The sequence below is a fragment of the Streptomyces sp. NPDC058240 genome (assembly GCF_042882135.1).
Lineage (GTDB): Bacteria > Actinomycetota > Actinomycetes > Streptomycetales > Streptomycetaceae > Streptomyces.
The window spans coordinates 13,612-34,499 of the sequence record NZ_JBHVWT010000022.1 but is presented as its reverse complement, the minus strand read 5'-3'; the positions used below and the strand labels follow the sequence as shown (position 1 = coordinate 34,499).

The 20,888-nt window shown below is 69.0% G+C and carries 23 protein-coding genes and 1 pseudogene; 10 read left to right on the top strand and 14 right to left on the bottom strand.

Translation table 11 applies throughout. The features are described from left to right. Window positions 1–102 precede the first annotated feature (102 nt). On the top strand, window positions 103–603 hold the full coding sequence (locus ACFVX4_RS27750; RefSeq protein WP_389981893.1) for a DUF1203 domain-containing protein: 501 nt from the start codon (window positions 103–105) through the stop codon (window positions 601–603). A 941-nt stretch (window positions 604–1,544) separates the two neighbouring features. After that, window positions 1,545–2,282 (top strand): hypothetical protein, encoded by a 738-nt coding sequence (locus tag ACFVX4_RS27745; RefSeq protein ID WP_389981892.1) that lies wholly within the window; start codon window positions 1,545–1,547, stop codon window positions 2,280–2,282. On the opposite strand, the gene ACFVX4_RS27740 is transcribed toward ACFVX4_RS27745, so the two are convergent. Further along, on the bottom strand, window positions 2,266–2,937 hold the full coding sequence (locus ACFVX4_RS27740) for a LuxR C-terminal-related transcriptional regulator (protein WP_389982006.1): 672 nt from the start codon (window positions 2,935–2,937) through the stop codon (window positions 2,266–2,268). The genes ACFVX4_RS27745 and ACFVX4_RS27740 overlap by 17 nt on opposite strands. 53 nt (window positions 2,938–2,990) lie before the next feature. Continuing rightward, window positions 2,991–4,277 (bottom strand): sensor domain-containing protein, encoded by a 1,287-nt coding sequence (locus ACFVX4_RS27735; protein ID WP_389981891.1) that lies wholly within the window; start codon window positions 4,275–4,277, stop codon window positions 2,991–2,993. A 400-nt stretch (window positions 4,278–4,677) separates the two neighbouring features. On the opposite strand from ACFVX4_RS27735, the gene ACFVX4_RS27730 reads away from it, so the two are divergent. Then, window positions 4,678–5,145, top strand: a complete 468-nt coding sequence (locus ACFVX4_RS27730; RefSeq protein WP_389981889.1) for a hypothetical protein — start codon at window positions 4,678–4,680, stop codon at window positions 5,143–5,145. 38 nt (window positions 5,146–5,183) lie between these two features. Here ACFVX4_RS27730 and ACFVX4_RS27725 read toward each other — a convergent pair whose 3' ends face one another. Further along, on the bottom strand, window positions 5,184–7,469 hold the full coding sequence (locus ACFVX4_RS27725) for an ATP-binding protein (protein ID WP_389981887.1): 2,286 nt from the start codon (window positions 7,467–7,469) through the stop codon (window positions 5,184–5,186). A gap of 811 nt (window positions 7,470–8,280) precedes the next feature. Here ACFVX4_RS27725 and ACFVX4_RS27720 point away from each other — a divergent pair. Beyond that, the gene (locus ACFVX4_RS27720) at window positions 8,281–8,472 is read left to right on the top strand and encodes a hypothetical protein (RefSeq protein WP_389981885.1); all 192 of its coding nucleotides are present in this window, start codon (window positions 8,281–8,283) and stop codon (window positions 8,470–8,472) included. A 6-nt stretch (window positions 8,473–8,478) separates the two neighbouring features. Here ACFVX4_RS27720 and ACFVX4_RS27715 read toward each other — a convergent pair whose 3' ends face one another. Both ACFVX4_RS27715 and ACFVX4_RS27710 read right to left on the bottom strand, forming a co-directional pair. Then, window positions 8,479–8,691 (bottom strand): hypothetical protein, encoded by a 213-nt coding sequence (locus tag ACFVX4_RS27715; protein ID WP_389981883.1) that lies wholly within the window; start codon window positions 8,689–8,691, stop codon window positions 8,479–8,481. Window positions 8,692–8,743: 52 nt separating this feature from the next. Further along, a complete protein-coding gene (locus ACFVX4_RS27710) occupies window positions 8,744–9,166 on the bottom strand; it encodes a hypothetical protein (RefSeq protein ID WP_389981881.1) in 423 nt (140 codons plus the stop codon). 629 nt (window positions 9,167–9,795) lie between these two features. Between ACFVX4_RS27710 and ACFVX4_RS27705 the strand changes: the two genes are divergently transcribed. The 4 genes from ACFVX4_RS27705 to ACFVX4_RS27690 all read left to right on the top strand — a co-directional run bounded on the left by ACFVX4_RS27705 (window position 9,796) and on the right by ACFVX4_RS27690 (window position 11,439). Then, a complete protein-coding gene (locus ACFVX4_RS27705; protein WP_389981879.1) occupies window positions 9,796–9,951 on the top strand; it encodes a DUF6131 family protein in 156 nt (51 codons plus the stop codon). 118 nt (window positions 9,952–10,069) lie between these two features. Continuing rightward, a complete protein-coding gene (locus ACFVX4_RS27700) occupies window positions 10,070–10,621 on the top strand; it encodes a hypothetical protein (protein WP_389981877.1) in 552 nt (183 codons plus the stop codon). A gap of 81 nt (window positions 10,622–10,702) precedes the next feature. Continuing rightward, a complete protein-coding gene (locus ACFVX4_RS27695) occupies window positions 10,703–11,179 on the top strand; it encodes a hypothetical protein (protein ID WP_389981875.1) in 477 nt (158 codons plus the stop codon). Window positions 11,180–11,265: 86 nt separating this feature from the next. Next, window positions 11,266–11,439 (top strand): CsbD family protein, encoded by a 174-nt coding sequence (locus ACFVX4_RS27690; RefSeq protein ID WP_389981873.1) that lies wholly within the window; start codon window positions 11,266–11,268, stop codon window positions 11,437–11,439. A gap of 33 nt (window positions 11,440–11,472) precedes the next feature. Here ACFVX4_RS27690 and ACFVX4_RS27685 read toward each other — a convergent pair whose 3' ends face one another. The 9 genes and pseudogenes from ACFVX4_RS27685 to ACFVX4_RS27645 all read right to left on the bottom strand — a co-directional run bounded on the left by ACFVX4_RS27685 (window position 11,473) and on the right by ACFVX4_RS27645 (window position 18,937). After that, window positions 11,473–12,015, bottom strand: coding sequence for a hypothetical protein (locus tag ACFVX4_RS27685; RefSeq protein WP_389981871.1), 543 nt, complete (start codon window positions 12,013–12,015; stop codon window positions 11,473–11,475). 224 nt (window positions 12,016–12,239) lie between these two features. Beyond that, a pseudogene (locus ACFVX4_RS27680) lies at window positions 12,240–12,500 on the bottom strand (IS701 family transposase); the annotation flags it as partial. Continuing rightward, the gene (locus ACFVX4_RS27675) at window positions 12,473–13,213 is read right to left on the bottom strand and encodes a hypothetical protein (RefSeq protein ID WP_389981869.1); all 741 of its coding nucleotides are present in this window, start codon (window positions 13,211–13,213) and stop codon (window positions 12,473–12,475) included. The pseudogene ACFVX4_RS27680 and the gene ACFVX4_RS27675, both read right to left, overlap by 28 nt. A 260-nt stretch (window positions 13,214–13,473) precedes the next feature. Next, the gene (locus tag ACFVX4_RS27670; RefSeq protein ID WP_389981867.1) at window positions 13,474–14,253 is read right to left on the bottom strand and encodes a VOC family protein; all 780 of its coding nucleotides are present in this window, start codon (window positions 14,251–14,253) and stop codon (window positions 13,474–13,476) included. A 361-nt stretch (window positions 14,254–14,614) separates the two neighbouring features. Beyond that, window positions 14,615–15,424, bottom strand: a complete 810-nt coding sequence (locus tag ACFVX4_RS27665; RefSeq protein ID WP_389981865.1) for an aminoglycoside N(3)-acetyltransferase — start codon at window positions 15,422–15,424, stop codon at window positions 14,615–14,617. A 109-nt stretch (window positions 15,425–15,533) separates the two neighbouring features. Then, window positions 15,534–16,769: a GNAT family N-acetyltransferase gene (locus ACFVX4_RS27660; RefSeq protein ID WP_389981863.1), complete on the bottom strand. Its 1,236-nt coding sequence runs from the start codon at window positions 16,767–16,769 to the stop codon at window positions 15,534–15,536. Between the two features lie 179 nt (window positions 16,770–16,948). After that, window positions 16,949–17,863: a serine hydrolase domain-containing protein gene (locus ACFVX4_RS27655; protein ID WP_389981861.1), complete on the bottom strand. Its 915-nt coding sequence runs from the start codon at window positions 17,861–17,863 to the stop codon at window positions 16,949–16,951. After that, window positions 17,802–18,167: a serine hydrolase gene (locus ACFVX4_RS27650; protein WP_389981859.1), complete on the bottom strand. Its 366-nt coding sequence runs from the start codon at window positions 18,165–18,167 to the stop codon at window positions 17,802–17,804. The genes ACFVX4_RS27655 and ACFVX4_RS27650 overlap by 62 nt, the downstream gene beginning before the upstream one ends. Window positions 18,168–18,415: 248 nt before the next feature. After that, on the bottom strand, window positions 18,416–18,937 hold the full coding sequence (locus tag ACFVX4_RS27645) for a CGNR zinc finger domain-containing protein (protein ID WP_389981858.1): 522 nt from the start codon (window positions 18,935–18,937) through the stop codon (window positions 18,416–18,418). 26 nt (window positions 18,938–18,963) lie between these two features. Between ACFVX4_RS27645 and ACFVX4_RS27640 the strand changes: the two genes are divergently transcribed. Continuing rightward, on the top strand, window positions 18,964–19,455 hold the full coding sequence (locus tag ACFVX4_RS27640) for a GNAT family N-acetyltransferase (protein WP_389981856.1): 492 nt from the start codon (window positions 18,964–18,966) through the stop codon (window positions 19,453–19,455). 145 nt (window positions 19,456–19,600) lie between these two features. Next, window positions 19,601–20,875: an MFS transporter gene (locus tag ACFVX4_RS27635; protein ID WP_389981854.1), complete on the top strand. Its 1,275-nt coding sequence runs from the start codon at window positions 19,601–19,603 to the stop codon at window positions 20,873–20,875. The last annotated feature ends 13 nt before the right edge of the window (window positions 20,876–20,888 follow it).

Sequence of the window (20,888 nt, the reverse complement as noted above, 5' to 3'; positions counted from 1 at the left end):
TCCGCGCCGTGCGGCCCACATCGGTTCACGGGGTCCGGCGCCTCCCAGAGCGACGTCTGATTTCCGCCAGCGTCGGGACGGGCTCCTGCGGATGCTGGAGCCATGACCACGACTCATGAGGCGCGGGCCATCGACCCCGCCGTACTGAAACAACTGCGGGAACAGGACGACGCCGGTTGCGCCCGGGTACCCGTCACCGATCCGGAGGGCGGTGCCCCGCTGCGCTGCTGTCTGCGGCACAGCGAGGCAGGGGAGCGGATCGTCCTCGTCTCGTACGCGCCGTTGCGCCGCTGGGCGGCGGAGACCGGCGCCGAGCCGAGCCCGTACGACGAGTGCGGCCCGGTATTCGTCCACGCCGAGGAGTGCGACGGGCCGACCGCCGGCCCCGGCTATCCGGTCGAACTGCACGGTGCTCGCCGGGTGCTGCGCGCCTACGGTGCCCAGGGGCACATCCTCGGCGGGAGACTCATCGAGATCCCCAAGGAGCGGGCCACCGAGGTGGACCACGCACTGCGCGAGGTCTTCGCCGATCCGGAAGTGGCCCTGGTACACGTCCGCGCGGTGGAGTTCGGCTGCTTCATAGTCGAGATCCGCCGCCGGTAGGCGAGGAGTCGGGGAGAGGACGGCGTGCCGGGTCCCAGCGCACGGAAAGAACGCTGTCTACCTCTGAACATCACCAGGACAGGGTGCATGCTGTGCCCTCTCCGCATGCCACCCCGCCACGCAAACCTGTCGGCCGGCGAGCGACAGGCGTCAGCACATCGACAGCTGGGGTCTCCTCGGCCGGCAACGCCACGACGCCGGTGGGTAGGTGTCTGACCGGGCACACGAAGCCGGTGACGGCCGTGGCGACCGCAGCGGCCCCGGGCCGGTTTGTCGGAGATGCGATCAGCCGGAATCATGCGCCTGCACCGCCGACAGCGCGGGCACATGTTTCCGACGCCGCTGGGGGTGGGAGCACTCGGGCCTGCGACAGCCGCATCCACCCATGCTGCGCAGATACTCCACGTCCCCAGCGGCACGCCCAGCCTGCCGCACGGCACGGTCCCCCGGCGGGCGTCGAACCGCAGGTCGGTACACGTATCTGTGCCGTCCAGCCCTGTCACCCTCTTGGCGTCGGCATACGTACCGGAGGCGGGACGGGCATACGTACGGCCGGGTCGGCGTCACCTGCTCCGAACGCCGGCTGACACCAGGCATCGGCAGACGACCGTGATCCCTTCCTTCCTTCTCACCGCCAACCGCTGTCCGTCACCCACGACTGCGGCCGCACCACAGCCACCGCTCGGCACAACCAGGTCCTGACCGGCCGATCATGGCGTGAGGTGTGGCAGGCCACACCCCAGGTGGGCGGCGGACCGCAGTGACCGGGCGAGCGCCGGTGCGAAATGGTCATCGGCATGACAACAACGTCACAACCCACCAGCACGCATGGACAATCTCGCTCCGCAGGTATCTCCGGTCGCGCAATCGCTGTGCTCGTCGCTCTCGCCGTGGTCCTGGTCCCTGCCTTCATCATCGCCCCCCGCCCGTTGGCGACGAGCATGTCGGACGGCGGCTTCGACGATCAGCGCAACCTCATCGACAGCTTCTCCGAGTCGTTCGTCGACTACTGGAGTTCCGGCGACCGGAACTTCTCTCCGGACTTGGAGAACGTTGTCGACTACTGGCTCCACTACCACGTGGTCAAGGCCGTGATCGCTGCGATCCTGCTGGTCGTGTTCATCGCGCTCGGCGTTCTTCTCTGGAAGGCATTTCTGCGGGCCGGCGGGCTCAAAGCGGGAAGCCGGGCCGCTCTCGCGTCGGCCGGGGCTGTCGTCACGGTGCTCGCACTGTGCTCGCTGGCGGCGGTAATGGCCAACATCCAGGGCGCGACAGCGCCTCTTTCCTCACTGCTGCCCATGCTGCCGATCCACGCGTCCCACGGAGAACTCGCCGATACGCTCGATCAAGTCAGGCAGCGTCTGGCTGACTACCCGAATACCGGTGACCGAACTCCGCCTGCTCTCGAGGTGATGGTCAGCGACTTCTCCCGATACCACGCGGTGATAGCCGTGGCCGCCACGGCTGTGGCGGTCGTCCTTGTCGGCATGAGCGTGACGTCGTGGAAGAGGTTTGCGAGAACAAGAGCGTCCGACAGGCGAACGAAGCGCGTCTTCAGGTCGTTCGGTCTCCTGTCGGCCTTGTTGTCGCTGGCCGTCATCGTTCTCGCCGTGGCGAACACGACCACTGCAGCCGACCCGGCGCCGGCGCTCCTGGCCTTCTTCAAGGGCGGGTGGTGATGGGCCGCCGCCAGGCGTCGAGGTAGGCGAGGACGGCGAGCACCCGGCGGTGCTGGGCGTCGTCGGGCGGTAGGCCGAGCTTGGCGAAGATGTTGCCGATGTGCTTTTCCACCGCGCTGTTGGAGAGCACCAGCCGCCGGGCAATGGCCGTATTGGAATGGCCCTCGGCGATCAGTGCCAGCAGTTGCCGTTCGCGCGCGGTCAGCGCGCCCAGCGGGTCGTCCCGGCGCTGTCCGGCCAACAACTGGGCGACGACTTGAGGGTCGAGCACCGTCGCGCCACGGGCGACGCGGTCCAGGGCGTCCAGGAACTCCTCGACCTTTGCGACCCGGTCCTTCAGCAGATAGCCGACGGCGCCGGAACCGTCCGCGAGCAGGTCGGCGGCGTAGGACACCTCCACGTACTGGCTGAGCACCAGCATGGGGGCGCCGGGCAGCTGTCCGCGGGCGGTGACCGCCGCCCGCAGGCCCTCGTCCGTGTGCGTCGGCGGCATCCGCACATCGACGACCGACACATCCGGGCGATGTGCGAGCACAGCCTCGACCAGGGAGGGGCCGTCACCGACCGCCGCCACCACGTCGTGGCCGTCCTCGGCGAGCAGGCGTACCAGCCCCTCGCGCAGCAGCACCGCATCGTCGGCGACGACGATCCGCAGGGGATCCCGGGCCGCGACGTCCGGCAGTGCTTCAGGTGCTGGTTCGTCCGGGCTCAGCGACATGGCAACTCCGCGGTGACCGTCGTCGGGCCGTCCTCGGGGCTATCGACCCGCAGCCGGCCGCCGACCGCGTGCACCCGGTCGGCCAGCCCCTGTAGTCCGTGTCCTTTTGCCAAAGCCGCGCCGCCCACTCCATCGTCCGTCACCCAGATCCGCAAGACTTCCTCAGTGTGGCGCATACCGACTGTGCATCGGCCGGCGTGGCTGTGCTTGGCCACGTTCGTCAGCGCCTCGGCGACCACGAAATAGGCGGCCGTCTCGACGGCGGCGTCGAGCCGACAGCTCAGGGGACCGGCGTCGAGCTCGGCGGGTACGATGCAGCGTGCGGCCAGCGCAGAGAGCGCCTCCCGCAGTCCTCGGTCGGCGAGGACCGGCGGGGCGATGCCTCGTGACAGGGCCCGTAGCTCGTCCAGCGCCTCCTGAGTCTGGATGACCGCGTCGGCGAGTGCGGCCCGGACGAGTTCCGGCTTGCTGTCGAAGTTGTGCTGGGCGCGGCCCAGTTCCATCGCCAGACGGACCAACTGCTGTTGGGGCCCGTCGTGGATGTCGCGTTCGAGTCGGCGCAGGGCGACCGCCTCGGCCGTCACCGCTGCGACGGCCTGAGCGCGGGCGGTGTCGCGCTCCTGTTCCAGTCCGCTGATCCTGCGGTGCAACGCGGACATGTTGGACAGCAGCGCCTGCCCAAGACCGGCCTGGGCGGCGGTGCACACCCGGGTCACCAGCGGCAGGGTGAGCAGCAGCAGTACGCCGACCGTGATCGCGAAGGCGAGCCGCTCGGACGGCGACGTCAGCCCCAGGCTCAAGGCGACGTGGGACTGGTCGCTGCCCGCGTACAGGGTCATGGGCCGCAGCGACCCGGGCGTGACCTGGCTGCGCAGGGGGTACGTCGCGGTCGCGACTCCCACGAACCACCACAGCGCCGTCACCACCGAGGTGACCAGCACGACGGGGAGCACCATCACCGCGTGTGCCAGGTCGAGCCACAGCCCCGGGTCCGCCGCGTCGGCCGTCTCCTTCGACCTCGGCCGCTGGCCCGCGCCCCACGCCCCACCGGCCCGGGAACGGACCTTGCCGATCCGCCACCACTCCAGATCGCCGGGCCACCGCGCCAGGGCCAGAGCCCGGGCCGCGATGGGCGACCCGCTCGGCAACAACGAACCAACCATTCCGACGCACAGGCCGCCGACCACCAGCAGCAGACCGACAGCGGCGCTCAACGGCGCGGTGAGGAGATACAGGGACTCCACGAGCGTGCGGCGCCCGACGCGAACGACGGACACGGCACTTGGCCGCCACCGAACCGCGACCACGGAAGGCAACGACTCAACCATGCCCACAGCATAGTGTCGCTCCGGTCCAGGCTTTGAGCGATCGCGTCGAGAGTGGTTTGAGCGGCTCGGGCGATGGGCAACGCCCGGCGGATCATGTGGCTGTCCGCCGACGGCACCATAGTGAGGGTCGACTCGACGTCCCGCGTGGTCATCGACGGCTACGCACCCTGGATCGTCATCGACGCCTCCGCGATCGACGCCGGCCCGGACGTCCTCGATGCCGGACTCGTCGTCGCCCGCCGCCTGAGCGGAGCCGGCCGACGCGTCACCGCAGAGCGCGTGGTGGGACAACTCAGAGATCATTTGAAAGGCAGCGTTCAGAGATCGACAGCGTGGAACGATAGCCACCATGTCTGGTCAAGTCTGGGTGTCACTCATATCGTTGGGCGGCGTCGCGCTCGGTGGCGCGCTGTCCTTCCTCGTCCAGTTCGCGACGCAGCGATCGGCTGAGCGGGCGGAGCAGCGGCGGCAGCAGACCGAACTGTCCGAGGCCCGGCGTGCGGAGCGGCTCACGCTGCTGGAGCGGTTCGTCGAGGCGGGGGCCGAGGCGGAGCGCGCGGCCTTCAGGCGGCCGCAGGAGTGGGACGACACGACCCCTTGGTTCCTCACCACCCGAGACTCCATGAACAGACTCTGGGTGGCGGAACGGCTGATCCGCATCCAGTTTCCGCTGGCCGTGCACGACGCGGCACGCAAGTACTTCCTCGACCTCAACCGGACCGTGTGGGAAGGCTTGCCCAACGGTGAGAGCGTGCGCGACTACCTGGAGGACAACAGACTCGCCTTTCTCGACGCGGCCCGAGCAGTCATGGGATAGCCGCTGTGGGCCTCGAGGGTCATTCACGGGGACAGGCCTCAAGACTTCAGCACCGCCGCGATCTCTGTACGGGAATCGATGTCGAGCTTGGTGAGAATGCGCTCGACGTGTGTGTCCGCCGTCCGCTTGGAGATCACAAGTTGTTCGGCGACCTCGCGGTTGGACAGCCCTCGCGCGACCAGCGTGGCGACCTCCCGTTCCCGCGGGGTGAGCACATCGGCCGCCGCGGGCTCCTGCCGGCTGCGGGGCAGGCGCCGCACCGTCGAGGGTCTGTCGGTGTCCGCCCGCACCGCCTCCAGGATCTCGGTCCCCGACAACCGCGCCCCCACACCGTGCCAGCGTTCGTACTCCGTGATTCCCAACGCTTCCCGCACGGCATTCCGGGTCGCCTCCTGCTGTTCCAGCACGGACATCAGCATGGCCACCGGGTCACCGCTCAGCCGCCGCGCGCTTTCGGCGTACCCCAGCAACCAAGCCGCCCTGGCGTAGCGTTCCTGCTGTGCGGCATGCCAGGCAAGGCCCAGGCAGCAGAGCGCGGCGACCAGCACGTCACCGATCTCGCTCATGGCCTCCAGGGCCTGCCGCAGCGCGTCGGCACCCTCCTCGTGGCGTCCGGCGAGCCAGAGAACGAGGCCCTGTGCCATGAGCGTCGATCCGTAGAACTGACGATCACCTGTGCCGTGCAGATGCGCCAGCCCCATCTCGCACAGCTCCAGGGCCCCGTCGGTGTCTCCGAGTACGGCCCGCAACAGCGCACCTTCGTAGTGGACCATGCTGATGCCCAGTGAGTCGCCCACGGCGACGATCCTCCGACGCCCCTGCTCCAGGTCGACCAGTCCCTCGTCGATCTCGCCGCACAGCGCCCTCATCGCCCCGATGTACGGCTCCGTGAACAGCGCCACGCGCTGTTCGTCGCAGTTCAGCGCCGACTTCCGCGCCTCCTGGAAGAAGGTCGGCGCCTCCGCGAGGTCAGCGGTCCAGGTTGCGATCACTCCGGTCATGAAGAGGCCCCAGGCCCGCTCCGCGCAGTCCTCGGGCACCAGTTGGAGCCCTTTCTCGATCCAGTACCGCCCCTCCGAGAGGGTGCCGGTCGCCCTCCAGTGGGGGGCGAGCTGCACGGCAAGGCTCAGCCCTTCCGCCGCGCTGCCCGTGGCCGTGAAGGCGTACTTCATCGCGGCCCGGATGTCGGCGATCTGGCTGCGCACCGCTTGGTGCAACTCGGCCTGGGCGGGGGTGATCAGCTCGTCCCACAGGTGCCGGGCCGTGTCGCGATGATGCTCGAAGTGCCGCCCGCGCACACGGGCCGCGCTGCTCTCCTCGTCGAGGCGTTCGGCGCCGTACTCACGGATCGTGTCCAAGAGCCGGTAGCACGCCCCGTCCTCGCCGACCCGTTGCACGACCGACTTGTCCACCAGGCCGAACAGCGCCTCCAGGACGATGTCGGACGGGAGTCCGTCGCCCCCACCCACCCGTTCCGCAGCCGACAGTTCGAAGGGCCCGGCGAAGACGGACAGGCGTGCCCACAACAGGCGCTCCGCCGGGGTGCAGAGCTCGTAGGACCAGCCGATGGTCGTACGCAGCGTCTGATGCCGGGCGCAGGCGGCACGCTGCCCGCCGGTGAACACCTCGAACCGGCGGTCCAGCCGGGCCACCAACTCCCCCAGTGGTGCGACCCGCAGACGCACAGCGGCCAGTTCGAGCGCGAGCGGGATTCTGTCGAGCCGTTCCACGAGCGCCAGCGTCTGAGTCCGGTTGGATTCGGTGACGGTCCAGCCCGGCAGGACGCGGGCGGCTCGCTGGGTGAACAGCTCCAGGGCGTCGTCCACTCCGAGCGGGGCGATCGGCATCGTCTGCTCGTCGGCCACATCGAGTGGCTGCCGACTGGTGGCCAGGACGCACACCTCGGCGGCCTCGCGCAGGAGGATGTCGCAGAGCACGGCGCATGCGTCGACCATGTGCTCGCAGGTGTCGAGCACGATGAGCAGCTGCTGTCCCTTGATGTGGGCGACGACCGCGTCCAGTGGTTCCATCCCGGCGTGCTCCGGGACCCCCAGCACGGTGACCAGCGTCGCGGGTACCAGTTCGGGGTCGGACAGGGCCGACAGCTCGGCCAGCCACACCCCGTCCGGAAACCGTTCCCGCAGGCCCTCCGCGGCGCGCAGAGCGGTGCGGCTCTTGCCTACGCCTCCGGGCCCCACCAGGGTCACGAGCCGTGCCTCGCGGAAGGCCTCCTGAATCAGCGCGATCTCCTCGGCACGTCCGACGAAACTGGTCCGCTCGGCAGGGGGTTGTCCGCTGCGCCGCTGCCCGAAGCCGAATCCCATGGGGCCCCCGTGATGCTCAAGTACCTCGCCTCTTGACGAGATGTCAGCACAGTGTAGATGTGCGACTTCAGAGTGTTGTCAAGGTTTGGGGGGGATGTATAGATGTTGTGAGGATTTGGGGTGCGAGATGTGCCATGGTGCGGACGGGGGCGCGGACGCGAGTCGCCCGCGTTCCGGTCCGCCCGCGCCCCGTCCCCGTCCGCCCGCGCTTCCTGCCCGCGTCCGTGTGCTCAGTCGGCGTTCTCGTGCTCGACCACCAGGACGATCTTTCCCGCCGTCTTGCCGCGACGGTCATACCACGCGGCCCGCACAGATAGAAGAATCAAGCCGGGCACGCGAGTGCTGGCCGCGGGCCCTTTCGGCGCCATGACGGCCACAGACGCAAGCGGCGGAAGGTGCTGCTGCTCGCGGGTGGCGTGGGGATCACGCCGATGCGGGCTCTTTCGAGACGCTGCCGGGTGGGCCCGGCGACATCACCCTGCTCTATCGGGTCGGCAGTGAGGACCAGTTGGTTCTGCGGGAGGAACTGGAGGCCATCGCCGCTTTCCGCCAGGAGGGGACTGCACTATCTGCTCGGCCCGTCCGACGCCTCGTTCAATCCGCTCGCCCCGCAGACACTGCGCAGTCTGGTTCCCGACCACGCCAGGCGCGACGTTCGGATCCAACGGGCGTGGTTCCCGACGCTTCTTCCGCTGGCGGTTTCTGCAGCGCCGGGTCTGGCACTCGGCATTGCCCTTCTCGCTCTCCGCTCCCGTACGGGACAACAAATCCGACAGATGCGCCTCCTAGTACTCCAGCCAGAGGAGCGTCAATGACCTACGCCGACGACCCGCAACGCCTCGCCCGCCTCCTTCGCGATCTCGCTCCCGCGCTGGAGGATGCAGGCGTGAACCTCTCCGGGAGCAGCAGTTCCCGGCACCTCATGGACGACGCACGCCAAGCGGCCAGGGAACTGGAAGGACCGGACGACAAGAAGGGACCCGGTCGGTTCGCTGGCTTCTGAGGCCGGTCAGGCCGCGTCCCATTGGTGGGCGCGGCCTCCTCGCCACTCCACCATCTGTGGGTCGTCGATCAGCGTCTCGGCGTCCGGGAGGCCGGCGCGGCGGAGGAATTCGATCAGGTCCTGGTCGTCGTGGGCGAGGCCAAGGATGTGGCCGTACGCGGTCACCCGTCGGCCGCCAGACGGCGACGGCCGGTGCACGACTATCGGTGCAGCAGCCATGCCTCCTATCGTGCGACGGTTCGCAGGCCCCGGCACGCCGACGCCGCTAAGGCTATTGATGGGCGGATCGGTGCCCGAAGAAATGCCACCTGCGCGCCCCACCACCGCCCGGGGAGACAGGGCGGTCGTCGTGGGGTCGGTGCGCAGTCTCCGCTCGGTGGGTGTCGCGTTGACCTATCGTGTCTTCGCGATCCGCAGCCGGCTCGCGGCCGGGCCGCCTGAGGCCCCGGCGCGAGGTTCTGGAATGGTGGGACGGGCGGCGCACAGCGGCCACGATCAGGCTCAGCCCGAACATAGCCAGCGCCCCGACGATGATGCCGTAGAGGAACAGTGTGCCGGTGGAACCGGTCACGTGATATCCGAATACCGAGAAGTCGTCGGTGAGCTGGTGAGCACCGCCGCCGTTGGTGACAATGCCGGCCACGGCGACGACAACCGCGGCGATCAGGATGACGAGCCCCAGGATGAGAATCATGACGCGCTCCGGTAATTGCGGTGTTTATCCAGAATAAGTCCGTTTAGAAAGCACGAAGCGTCAGATCCATGACGTCAGGCTTGGGTGAGCGCCGCGTCCTCGGCGATCAGACTCATCGCCTATCGCGAGAGGTAGCTCGTTCAGCCGACAGCAGGGCGCATCGACACTGCACCGCTCGCCCTCAGCTGTCACGGTTGGCCCAGGGCTGCATCATCGCCGTCACACTCGATATGCCGCCCTGCCCCGCTCTGGGCGCCTGGGCCGATGTCGCCTTTCACCAGACGCCAGGGCGGGACGCATAGTCGTCGGGCTCGGCAGCCTTCAACCCTGCACAAGCTGTCCGGCCGGGGTCCCCTCGCGGACAGTAGGGCCGGCACCGCCGGACAGGCAGTCTTCCGGTCTCCGTCCGTGCCACTCCCCCGCGAAGGGCGCGGTCGTCGTGCGACCTGGTGGCGCCCAGGAGCCGAGGTGGAAACGGCAGGGGTACTGCGGCTGCACAGGTAAGCACGCGTCCGGCCTGCGGTACGGCGTGCCCTTTTGACCCTGCTGGCCAATTTGGCAGTAAGGCAGGCAGGGAGGACGATTAGCAATGGGGTGGGGATCGGGGTCATGCGTGATCGGAGGAGACCGTGATCATCATCGGAGTCGTTCTGCTGATTGTGGCGTTCTTGGCCAAGATCACCATTCTGTGGACGATCGGGATCATCCTGATCGTGATCGGGGCGATCCTGTTCCTGCTGGGCAGCCTGGGCCACGCAGTCGGCGGACGACGGCATTACTGGTAGGTGCAGCCGCACCCCGCTGTGCGTCAACCGCCAGCGTGGGCGCTTGAACCGCCCCCTTTGAGGCGTGGCGGGGGGCCGCATTGCACGGGGCTCACTCGGCTAACAAGCGGAGGACCCAATGTCCCCTATTGTCATCATCATTGCCGTCGTGCTGGTGCTTCTCCTGTGCACGGTGGCAGCGTGGATGGTCACCACGCGCCGCCGGAAGCTGCGGGAGCAGTTCGGCCCGGAGTACGAGCGGGCCGTGGAAGCCAAGCATGGCCGCCGGGCGGGCGAGCGTGAGCTGCGCGAGCGCGAGGAACGCCACGACGCGTTGGACATCAAGCCACTGCCCGCACCTGTCCGCGACCGCTACACCCAGGACTGGACCCGGGTGCAGGAGACGTTCGTAGACCGGCCCGGCGACGCGGTCCACGAGGCGGACCGGCTCGTGACCACGCTCATGAGCGAACGCGGGTATCCGACCAAGGGGTACGAGCAGCAGCTGAAGGACCTGTCGGTCGAGCACGGGCGCACGCTGGAGCACTATCGCGCCGCCCATGAGGTCAACGACCGCAGCAGCCGCCAACAGGCGACCACGGAGGAGCTGCGGGGCGCGATGGTGCACTACCGCGCGCTGTTCGGGGAACTGCTCCATAACGGCGACCGGCCGCACGAGGGCCAGGCGTGAGCCCGCGGCCGGCGACTTGAGGATGACGACGTCGGCCCAGTCGACGCCCGGGCGCAACACGTGAGGGACGGGAGTGAAGAGATGCGCAACCAAGACACACCCCAGCGGGACGAGGGCGTTCCGTCCACGGAGGACCTGACCGGTGCCCGGCAGGGCGCCGGAGACGAGGCGCCGGGTTTGACCGACACCCCACCGGAGTACCCCGGGGAGGCCACCGATCGGGAGGGCCGGGAGGAAAGCGGCGGCCGGGCATCCGCCGGTGAGCGCCGGGAAGCGGAACCGGACGAGGAGAATGAACCCCTGCTCGGGAATGAGCAGGAGGAATTCCGCGCCAGGTGGCAGAAGATCCAGGGCGAATTCGTCGACGACCCCCAGAACGCCGTCAACGCGGCCGACCATTTGGTCGCCGAGACGATGCAGGCACTGGCCACGACCTTCTCCGAGCACAAGCAAGGTCTCGAAGGCCAGTGGCAGCGCGGTGAGGAGGTCGCGACCGAGGATCTGCGCGTTGCGCTCCAGCGGTACCGCTCGTTCTTCAACCGCTTGCTCAACACCTGACCAACCCGGCCGCCCCCACACCCGCAGACCGCTGACTGGCCACCCTCCCGATGCACTCGCAGATCACTCACAAAGGACGGCCGACCATGAGTATCGCCAAGAAGATCGCGCACAAAGCCGAAGCGGTCAAGGGTGGCGCCAAGAAGGCTGCCGGGCGCGCCACAGGTAGCCCGCGTCTGCGTACGGAAGGACGCGGCGACCAGATCAAGGGCAACATCAAACAGGCTGGGGCGAAGATCAAGGACGCCTTCAAACACTGACCATTGCGCCCCTCGCCCCGACCCGCAGGGGTCCTACGCGGTGGAGTGGCGCTCCAGGGCGTGATGGCGGGTGGCTTTGGTCAGTTCGTGCCAGAAGGGGGCGGCGGTGAGGTAGAGGCCGAGGACGGAGATGATACCGAGCGAGATGTCGACGCTGATCCGGCCCTGTTTGGCCCAGTAGACGTCCTTCAGGTCCAGGAGGAGGGCGAATTCGTCGGCGATGAGCGCTGTTCCGGCGCCGTAGGCCGCCCCGACGCCGGGATGTCCGACGTATTGTGCATCACCCCGTACGGCGACCAGTCCGACGCCGGCCAGTGTGGCGATACCGAAGTTGTAATGGTGCATGTGGGTTCCGCCCGACGTAGAGACGTTGCCCCAGGGCAGTCGGCCGCTGCGGATGCCGTGAGTGATCAGGCGTGCGGCCCCGAAGGTGGCCCCGAAGGAGAGCCAGGTCGCAAGGAGGGAGCGCTGGGTTGGGTCGGTGTGCTCGTCCAAGGTTTCTCGCCACCGTCGCAGCAGCCCGGCACGCCGCTCATGGCGCTCGTCGTCTCCGCGCTGTTCCGTGTTCTCGCGCATCGGAACAACCTCCTCGTCACGTTTCGCGGTAGCTTTCCATCCCTGACCTCATACCACCTCGCAGGGCAATACTCCACTCCAGCTGAACTTCTTCATTCGTGCTGGTCAACGGTTTGGGCGTGGGAGTGTAGCGGGTTGGAATCGGGGGTGGGGTGGTCTTTGCCGGGTGGTGTAGTGGCAGTGGCGGGCGCGTGCTTGGTGGCGGCGACGTCAGTGGGACCACGTCATCGCGTGGTCGTGGTGTGGAGCACGGCGGCGGGGTCCAACTGCCAGCAGGCGTCGAATCTCGGCCGGTGTGAGGTCCACGAGGTCGGGTGTGTCCCGCTCGGTTCCCCCTTTTTCCGTTCCTGGCCGACCAGGTCGGCGAGGAAAGCGTGCGCGAGCATGGCGAGTGTGATGTGCCGGTACCAGCCCGCGTAGCGGCGGACTTCGTACCGGTCCAGGCCGCATTCGTTCTTCACGCTCCGGAAGCATTCCTCGACAGCGGCAGCCGGCGATGCGTACGAGGTCGGCGACGGTGGCTTCCAGGGATGCGCTGGCGCGCCTCTCGTGGCGAAGGCGCGGTCATCGGGAGTGAGTGCGGGATCAGCGAGTGGGGTTCCTGGCCGCCGAGCCGGCTGGTCCGATAGCCGAGGATCTGCGCCGCTGCCGGGTTGACCAGCACGCTCTCCTCCACACCGCCGACCAGGTCCTCGCTCTCGACCAGCACGACCGCGACGAAGCCCTCAGATCCATGCTCCGCTCCGGGCCCGACCCGGACTCCGGGAAATGGGGACGGACCGACCTTCACCTGTTCCACGCTTCGCTCTCCTTTCGCAGCGCGGTCATGCAGGCCCGAGACCGGCGGTCGCAGAATCTGGCGCGAGGTCCCAGCAGCCGACTCGGTCGGAACAGCTACCGCCCAGAACACATCCCCCAGTGGCTGCCGGACCACTGACTGCAATATCCCAACGGCGACCTCCTCGCCCCACGCCTCCGGCATCCGATGCAGCGTCGAGCAGCCGCCGTCCGGCTCATTCAGATGGTGTCCGACATAGGCGTCCAGGCGGCGGCACGCTTCCTCGGCATCCCCGACACATGGCCCGAGCGCCGAGCCGGCAACCAACGCCTGCCCATCGCCCTGTTCCTCAACGACCGAGAGATCGAACTCCTGGCGAACCGGATCAGCGACACCACCTGCACAACCGACTACCGCCACCGCCGGATCAGCCTGGCAACCTGGACGCCGCCCCAAACGCACTGGGCCACTATCTGGGGGCAGGTCACTCCGAGGCCCGGCACCACCCCGCCCGCGACAGCCCACGGAAGCACCGGGCCGCTTCGGAATTCGTCTGGTCGCGCGTCACCGGCAGTAAGCGCGCCCTCGCCCCTCTCATCTCCGCCCTACCGACCCAGCTACGGCACCGCAGGCACTGGGGATCGTCGGCATTGTTTCCATCGGCCCCGGAGGGGTTGCCGTCATGGGCCGGACACGGTGAAGAGGGCGCCGTCGGGATCACGGATGATGAAGGAATCCTTCGAAGGGCCGTCGCGTGCGGGAACCAATGACGATTCACCGCCTGCGTCGATGGCAGTGGCCGCGGCCCGCGCGCTGTCTTCGACGCGGAAGTCGACGTTCCACCGGGGCCGGATCCTGGGGTCCGCGGCGGTCTCGATACCTCCGCCGCGCAAGGTGGCCACCGTACGCCCTTCCAGGGTGACGCGGACGTGATCCTGTGCGTAGTCGACCGTGCAGCCGCCGGGCGGTTCGGCCCAGCCGAAGACCTCCGCGTAGAAGATGGCCGCTTCGAAGGCGTGGCGGGTCTGCAGGTCCAGCCGCGCGGGGGCGCTGCCCTGCCCCACCGACCAGGCCAGGGCCGTGCCTTCCCAGAAACCGAAGACGGCCCCGTCCCGGTCGGCGGCCATCGCCGCGCGGCCCTCCCCCAGTTTCACGGGCCCGACGGCGAGTGTGGCGCCGCGTTCCCTGACCCGGTCCGCGGTCTCGTCGGCGTCGTCCACCGCGAAGTACGGGGTCCAGACGGCGGGAGGGCTCGTGGCAGCAGAAGAGCAGCTTCCGATCCCGGCGACGGGCCGGCCGTGCGCCATCGCGACGGAGAAGTTGCTGCCCAGGGTGCTGGCGATGAACTCCCAGCCCATGACGTCCGTGTAGAAGGCCTGGGCAGCGTGCAGATCGCGTGCCATCAGGCTGACCCAGCAGGGAGCTCCGTTTACGGGCCTGATCCTTCCGAGGGCCGGCATTCGATGCTCCTTCGGGTTTCCCGCCGCCTACGGCCCGCGGGCTGCGCCTCGATCCGTGCGAACGGTTCCTCCATGTCGAGATGGTCCGCCGTGAGTTCCGCGATCACATTGCCGCCGATTCCCATCGCCGAAGAACTCGCCCCTGTCCTCGTCACCGACCGTCGCACGGTGTCCGCCGGTCGGTGACGGACGCGCGTGGCGGTCGGCAGAGCCGAGTTCATGATCTAACCGTGTACCCCGGGCTGCTCCCCCGCACCTCAGCGCCCCGGCTTCCGCGCCCGATCCCGCGCCACGACCGATCGAGGCATCCTCCACCAGCAACGGAAGGCCTTGAGGATGCCCGTAAGCGGCGCCACTGCGATCAGATCGTGGCGGTCCGCGGCCGGTGCTCGGACAGCCAGCCCTCGGCGTAGGCGACGGCATCCGCCAGGTCGAACAACCGGGCCTCCGCGCCGCCCACGGTGGCCCGCACCACCGGGCGTTCCTTCTCGAAGGCCGCACCCAGGTCGTCGAAGCGGTCCGCGGAGATCGAGGTCTCGCGCACGGTCGCCCAGCTGCGGCCCTGCGGAGTCATGACGGCGAAGGAGTTGTCCGTCTGCGGCGAGGGAACCCGGTACTCGGCCAGGTGGAACGCGGTACAGGAATCGAAGCCCGCCCCCAGGAGGAGAACCCGCGCCCCGCCCTCCTCCAGCCGGGCGAGCGGGCTGTGCTCGCCGAGCCGGCAGTCGAGTGCGTGGCCGTCCACGATCGCGGCGGCACGCGGTCCCACGGCCGCGAAGGACGTCTGCGGATGGCAACTACGGACGGCGCCCGGCCAGTTGCGGACGGTCTCCGGTATGACACCGACGCCGAGAGTGGGAGTGGTCCGTGCGTCGAAGACCGGGATCGAGGCACGGATGTCCGCCCACCACGCTTCGGGCACGGGCGGATACCCCCATTCCGCCGGGTCCGAATTGCCACCGGAATGGGTCGGCACCACCAGAGTGCCGCCGTCGCCGAGAACGTCGAGCAGCGCCATGACGACGACGCGGGAACCGCCGCAGACCCATCCGAGCGAGCTGAGCGAGGAGTGGACGAGGAGGGTCTCACCGGGGCGCAGGCCCATTGCACGGAGATCGGAGGCGAGCGAATCTCGGGTACACATCGGGCCGATTGCAGGCTTGGTAGACATAACCAGTCAGTGTCCGGGCGTCGAGGTACCCGGGCCACCGAATTTCGGCGCAGGCTCGGACCGGTCGTACCGCCTGTCTCCCGAGGTCTGGGACGGCAGTCGTAGAGGTCTAGTACGGCAGGTAGTAGCTGAGCAGATCGGCCGTGACCGGCGGGAAGAGCGCCTGGAACAGTTCCTCGTCCCCTGCGTAGACGTCGGGCCGGATCCGGGTCAGCCCCTCGATCCCGTGTGGGCCGAACAGCAGGGAGGGCAGGTGGTCGGGGGCCACTGCCAAGCCTCCCACGGCTCCGGGTCCCTGCATCGCACCGCCGGCGACGACCCGGCCGAGGCCGTCGGCCCGGACCGGGATCCGGTAGTGGGCGCCGAAGGTGGAGATGACGATGTCACGGCCGGTGCGGTCCGGCCCGGCCGTGGTGAGGCGGTGCCAGAGCAACGGCCGGAGCCGGTCGAGCAGCGCGGCGATGTCCGGGACGCGGACGTAGTACTGCTCCGCCCGTGCAGGCGGCTCGTGGACGAGGAACTCCTGCCACGAGGCGGCGGTCACGGTGCCGGCCCGGTGGACGACTCGCATCCGGCTGTCGGGGGCCGACGCGGCGACACCGCGGAGCAGTTCCCGTGCCGATGCCTCGTCGAGGGCGGCGGCCTCGGCCAGGAGTACCTCGTCGTCGGGGGGCGTGGTGCGACCGGTGGCGACGACGGCGCCGGCGCGCTCGACGACCCAGAGGTTGCTCGCCTCGTGGGCCAGCAGCCAGCGCCAGCGCGCCTCCGAGTGCGGCATGGCCACGTCGAACCGGTTCTGGGCCGTTTCCTGCAGGGCCGCCATGGCGGGGATGTCACTGGAGCGGGCAGCACGGAGTGCGGGTTCCCCCTCGCCGGGCGGTGCGGTGTGCACGGCAAGCGCCTGCGGGATGTCGATCGCGTACTCGTAGCCGAACAGCCGGTAGAAGTACGGGATTCCGATCATCGCCTGAATGACATGGCCGCGGGCGGCGGAGCGGTCGTGGGCCCATCGCATCAGCGCCCGGACGAGTCCGCGTCCTTCGTATTCCCGGTCGGTGGCGACCAGTTCGACCTGGCCGGCGGGCAGGTGGATGCCGCCGATGCGTACGTCCTCGTCGAGGAGTGTTGCGGTGGAGACGACCCGGTCGCCGTCGACGACCACGGCGCAGGCGGACCAGCCGGCGTCGGGATCCTTGACGACCAGCCGGTGGTCGAGGGCGTCGGCCGGTTCGCCGCGTTCCGCGAGGAGGGCGCCGATCTGGTCGAGGTCCTCGGGTCGTGCCTCTCGCAGGACGAGGCCGTCGGCCGAGGGGGTGGGTACGGGGGATGCGGGGGTGGCGGTCACGGTCGGACTGTCTCAGTGCCCGGGGCGCCCCGTCCATCGGGTTTTCGCCGGGTTGTGGCTCGCGGCCCGGGAATCCTCGGTCCCATGAAACGAACGCCGTCGAGACCGTCGTGCACCAGGACGGTTCGGGGCCCGTCGCACACGCGACGGGCCCCGGAGCGCGTACTGAGCAGTCTCCGTCAGTCCCCGCACACGGCGGCGTCGATGGCCCGCATCACCGCTTCGTTGGACTTCTCGCTCATCGGGACGTGATTGAACGTCAGTGCCACCGCACGGCCCTTCGGGTCGACACCGCCCGCGGTCATGAATCCGGGAATTCCCCCGCCGTGCCCCCAGATCTCCTTGCCGCAGGAGTTGTGGACGCGGACGAGCCCGAGACCGTACCCGTCCTTCGGGTTCTTGTTCAGCGGCACGGTGCGCTTCATCTCGGCGAGCCGGTCCTTCGACACGAGGTCACCGTACAGCAGCGCCGTGAAGAACGTGTTGAGATCGGCGCCGGTCGCGACCATGGCGCCCGCGGTGTACGCCCACGACACGTCGCCATCGGTGACGTCGACCTGCTTCTCGCCGATCCGGTGATAGCCGCGGGCGTGCGGGCCTCGGATGTCCGTCTCCCCGGACTTCGGGAAGTAGGTGTCCTTCAGTCCGAGCCGATCGATGATGCGCGAGGTGATCTCCTCCGGGGCGGGGTGGCCCGTCACCTTTTCGATGAGCATCCCGAGCAGGATGTAATTCGTGTTCGAGTAGACCGCCAAGTCCTTCGCGGCCGGGCCGGGCGGCAAGGACATCGCGATCTTCAACAGCTCGTCCGGTGTGTAGTGCCGCTGAGGTTCTCCGCTCTCCGCCATCCGCAGCTGTCCGGGCTTGATGTCCTCCGGTTTCGTGCCGCCCGCCGCGACGTAGTCCGTCAGCCCGCTCGTATGCTGCAGGAGATCGCGGATCTTCACCCGGCTCCCGTCGTTCCCGTTGCCCCGCACGCGTCCGGGCAGATAGTGCTCGACGCTCCAGGTCGACCCGCCCCTCGTCGACGAGTTACATGACGACGGTCGCCACGAACGCCTTCGTGTTGCTGCCGATCCGGACCCGCGCGTCATCGGGGAACGACTTCCCGGTGTCGGTGTTGCCCGTCCCCGCGCGCAGGATGCGCGTACCGCGTCCGGGGCCGGAGACCACCACCTGTACACCGGGGATGCCCTGCTCGGTGACGGCGTCGATCCTCCGCTGCGTCGTGGCGTCGGAGGACGGGGCAGGCTTCGCGGCGCCGGTCGGTGACGCCGACTTCTTGGCGTCGGTCGGTGGGGCGGACTTCGCGGCGTCATCACAGGCGGTCGTCATCAACGCGAGGGCGGCGGCCCCAGCGATCACGGCCAGCTTGGCGTGACGTCGTGAGGTGGTCATCGGCGGTGGTCCACCTGGTCCGTCGGACCTCTTGGTGAGATCCCTACGCCGACGAAACTATGGACGCGCGAGTGCACCTCCCATGGTGCTGACCACCGACTTTGCGGTGGGGTGGGCCGGTGCGCACGGGGTGCAGCAGACCCTACCCCGGGGCCTGCTGCGCGCAGTGGCCCGGCGAGCCACCCGCACCATGGTGAGGACATGAGCGGCCGGATCGGGCGACGGCTCAGCACGCGGCCCCGATGCGCTCACGGTGCGGTGCGCGCGCGATGTCGGCGTACCGCGTCGCGGTTGGCGCACCGCTGGGAGCAGTAGCGCTGCCGACCGGTGCGGGAGATGTCGGCGAAGATCGTGGTGCACTCGGTCACGGCACACCGCCGCAGCCGGTGCATGCCCCGTCCCGCCAGGTGCAGTGCGGTGCCGACGGAGAGCAGTGAGAACAGCAGGGAGCCGAGCGGCTGCCGGTCGTCGCGGTAGTGCAGGTGCCAGCCGTCTCCGGCGTGGTCGGTCAGCCGCGGGTAGGCGGCGGCCGCCGCCAGCATCCGGTTGAGCAGCTCGGCGCGCTCGTGCTCGTCCTCGGCGTCGACGGCCTTCTCCCACGCGTCCAGTGCCTCCTGGGTGCGGTCGAGGTCCTGCGGCGTGGCCGGGAGGTCCACCACCAGGCCGGCGGCGCGGCAGCGGTCCGCGAGTTCCTCGGCGTTCGCCGGGCGCCGGTTGGCCAGATCCGCAGCCAAGTTCACGACATCCTCGCCGTAAGGGTTGAGGTGCATAAGGTCATTACACCAACCTGATCGGCATGACACAACGCACTGGAGACCCCGCAGCTGTACGGCAGGCCGTGGAGGACGACATCGCGGAGCTCGTACGCCTGCGGGCGATGCTGTTCGAGAACCTCGGCGGCGACTTCTTCGACCCCGCGTCGGGAGGCGACGACTGGCTGGACGTCCTAGCCGTGGTGCTGAAGGAGCAGTTGGCCGCGGATGCCGTACACATCCTTGTCGTGGAGGGTGGGAGCGGCCTCGCCGCCTGTGGGATCGGCACGATCGAGCAACGGCTGCCCGGCCCGCACCTGCGCAATGGCCGGATCGGGCAGGTGATCGGTGTGGTCACCGACCCGGCGTACCGGCGGCTCGGTCACAGCCGCTCGATCATGCAGGGCCTGCTCGACTGGTTCCGGGAGAGCGACGTCGCCCGAGTCGACCTCTACGCCTCCGCCGGGGGTGAACCGCTCTATCGCGAGCTCGGCTTCACCAACCACCCCGACCCGTCGTTGTACTGGCGCCCGTGACCGGTCAGCCGCGACCCCGCCTCCTCCGGAGCGACATGCCCGACGCCGATGCCCACACACCCTCGCTCATGCTCACCCCGTCCGGCCTCGGACCAGTCCCGGCCGAATCCGTGATGCCGTCCCGGGCCGCGGGAGGTGAAGAGCGTTGATACGCGACGCTTCCCACTACCGCTGGATCGTCCTCGGCATCGCCACCTTCACCCAGGCGGCCTCCGGCTTCTTCGTGCAGGGCATCGGGGCAATGGGCATCCACCTTCAGCGGGACCTGAGTCTGAGCACGGCTCAGTTGGGTCTGCTGATCTCGGCAGCCCAGTTGGTTCCGTTGGTCGGCCTGCTGGTGGCGGGAGAGTTGCTGGACCGCTACGACGAGCGCTGGGTCGTCGGGCTGGGCTCCTGCGTGGTCGCCGTGGGTCTGTGCGCGGGAGGCCTCGCGCCGGGCTACGGGTCCCTGCTCTGCGTCCTGTTGGTCGTGGGCGCGGGATACAGCACCGTTCAGCCAGGTGGGAGCAAATCGGTGGCGTCCTGGTTCGACGCTTCCCGGCGCGGGTTGGCGATGGGCATCCGTCAGGCGGGGCTGCCACTGGGCGCCGCGCTCGCCTCAGCTGTGCTCCCCCTCCTCGCGGTCGCTCACGGCTGGCGGTCGACGCTCGTGGCCGGTGGACTCGTCGCGCTGCTGGGGGCCGCCGTCTTCATGGGCTTCTACCGCCGGCCGCCCGCGCAAGCCGTCCCGCAGAGCGAAGCGCCGCATGCCTCGCTCGGGCGGCAACTCGGGGATCGGCTGAGGATGTTCCGCGAACCGTCCATGGCGAACATCATGTTGTCCGGGACGAGCCTGATCTCGGTGCAGTGCGGCGTAGGCATCCTGACGGTGCTGTACCTCCATGAGACGGCGTCCGTCGGCGCCGGCCCGGCGGCCCTGGTCCTGGTGGTGGCCCAAGGGGCGGGCGTCGTGGGCCGTATCTGCCTGGCCGCCCGGAGCGATCGCAACGGTTCCGGACGGTACGCCACCGTCATGATCTGCATGGTCGCCGCGATCTTGGGGATGGTGGTGCTGATGACACCTCTGGGGCGATCACCAGCAATCGCCTGCTCCGTGCTCGTCTGGCTCGGGTTCTTCGGATTCGGCTGGTACGGCCCCTGGGTCGCCTACGTGACCGAGTCGGCTCCGCCGGGCAGGACCGGCTTCGCCCTCGGTCTGGCCATGTCCGTCAACCAGATCGCCATCGTCGTGGTTCCGCCCGCGCTCGGCCTGCTCAAGGACGTCACGCACAGCTTCGTACCGGCGTGGGGCGTCCTCACCACGATGACCGCTGTTGCCCTGATCGTCTCGGCCGGCGCAGAGCGTCGGCGCAGCCACGAGCCCCCTCGATGCGGGGCAGTCACCACACCGTCCGGACACAGCACGGCCAGAGAGCGCTGACACCCCTGCCCCT

What these genes read in the sequence shown, in the direction of transcription:
- ACFVX4_RS27715 (WP_389981883.1), bottom strand. Translation starts at nt 8,691, where the DNA reads ATGGCTGCTGCACCGATAGTCGTGCACCGGCCGTCGCCGTCTGGCGGC.
- ACFVX4_RS27655 (WP_389981861.1), bottom strand. Translation starts at nt 17,863, where the DNA reads ATGACGCGCGGGTCCGGATCGGCAGCAACACGAAGGCGTTCGTGGCGA.
- ACFVX4_RS27640 (WP_389981856.1), top strand. Translation starts at nt 18,964, where the DNA reads ATGACACAACGCACTGGAGACCCCGCAGCTGTACGGCAGGCCGTGGAG.
- ACFVX4_RS27710 (WP_389981881.1), bottom strand. Translation starts at nt 9,166, where the DNA reads ATGATTCTCATCCTGGGGCTCGTCATCCTGATCGCCGCGGTTGTCGTC.
- ACFVX4_RS27745 (WP_389981892.1), top strand. Translation starts at nt 1,545, where the DNA reads ATGTCGGACGGCGGCTTCGACGATCAGCGCAACCTCATCGACAGCTTC.
- ACFVX4_RS27700 (WP_389981877.1), top strand. Translation starts at nt 10,070, where the DNA reads ATGTCCCCTATTGTCATCATCATTGCCGTCGTGCTGGTGCTTCTCCTG.
- ACFVX4_RS27690 (WP_389981873.1), top strand. Translation starts at nt 11,266, where the DNA reads ATGAGTATCGCCAAGAAGATCGCGCACAAAGCCGAAGCGGTCAAGGGT.
- ACFVX4_RS27695 (WP_389981875.1), top strand. Translation starts at nt 10,703, where the DNA reads ATGCGCAACCAAGACACACCCCAGCGGGACGAGGGCGTTCCGTCCACG.
- ACFVX4_RS27650 (WP_389981859.1), bottom strand. Translation starts at nt 18,167, where the DNA reads ATGACCACCTCACGACGTCACGCCAAGCTGGCCGTGATCGCTGGGGCC.
- ACFVX4_RS27725 (WP_389981887.1), bottom strand. Translation starts at nt 7,469, where the DNA reads ATGGGATTCGGCTTCGGGCAGCGGCGCAGCGGACAACCCCCTGCCGAG.
- ACFVX4_RS27720 (WP_389981885.1), top strand. Translation starts at nt 8,281, where the DNA reads ATGACCTACGCCGACGACCCGCAACGCCTCGCCCGCCTCCTTCGCGAT.
- ACFVX4_RS27665 (WP_389981865.1), bottom strand. Translation starts at nt 15,424, where the DNA reads ATGTCTACCAAGCCTGCAATCGGCCCGATGTGTACCCGAGATTCGCTC.
- ACFVX4_RS27645 (WP_389981858.1), bottom strand. Translation starts at nt 18,937, where the DNA reads ATGCACCTCAACCCTTACGGCGAGGATGTCGTGAACTTGGCTGCGGAT.
- ACFVX4_RS27685 (WP_389981871.1), bottom strand. Translation starts at nt 12,015, where the DNA reads ATGCGCGAGAACACGGAACAGCGCGGAGACGACGAGCGCCATGAGCGG.
- ACFVX4_RS27750 (WP_389981893.1), top strand. Translation starts at nt 103, where the DNA reads ATGACCACGACTCATGAGGCGCGGGCCATCGACCCCGCCGTACTGAAA.
- ACFVX4_RS27730 (WP_389981889.1), top strand. Translation starts at nt 4,678, where the DNA reads ATGTCTGGTCAAGTCTGGGTGTCACTCATATCGTTGGGCGGCGTCGCG.
- ACFVX4_RS27670 (WP_389981867.1), bottom strand. Translation starts at nt 14,253, where the DNA reads ATGCCGGCCCTCGGAAGGATCAGGCCCGTAAACGGAGCTCCCTGCTGG.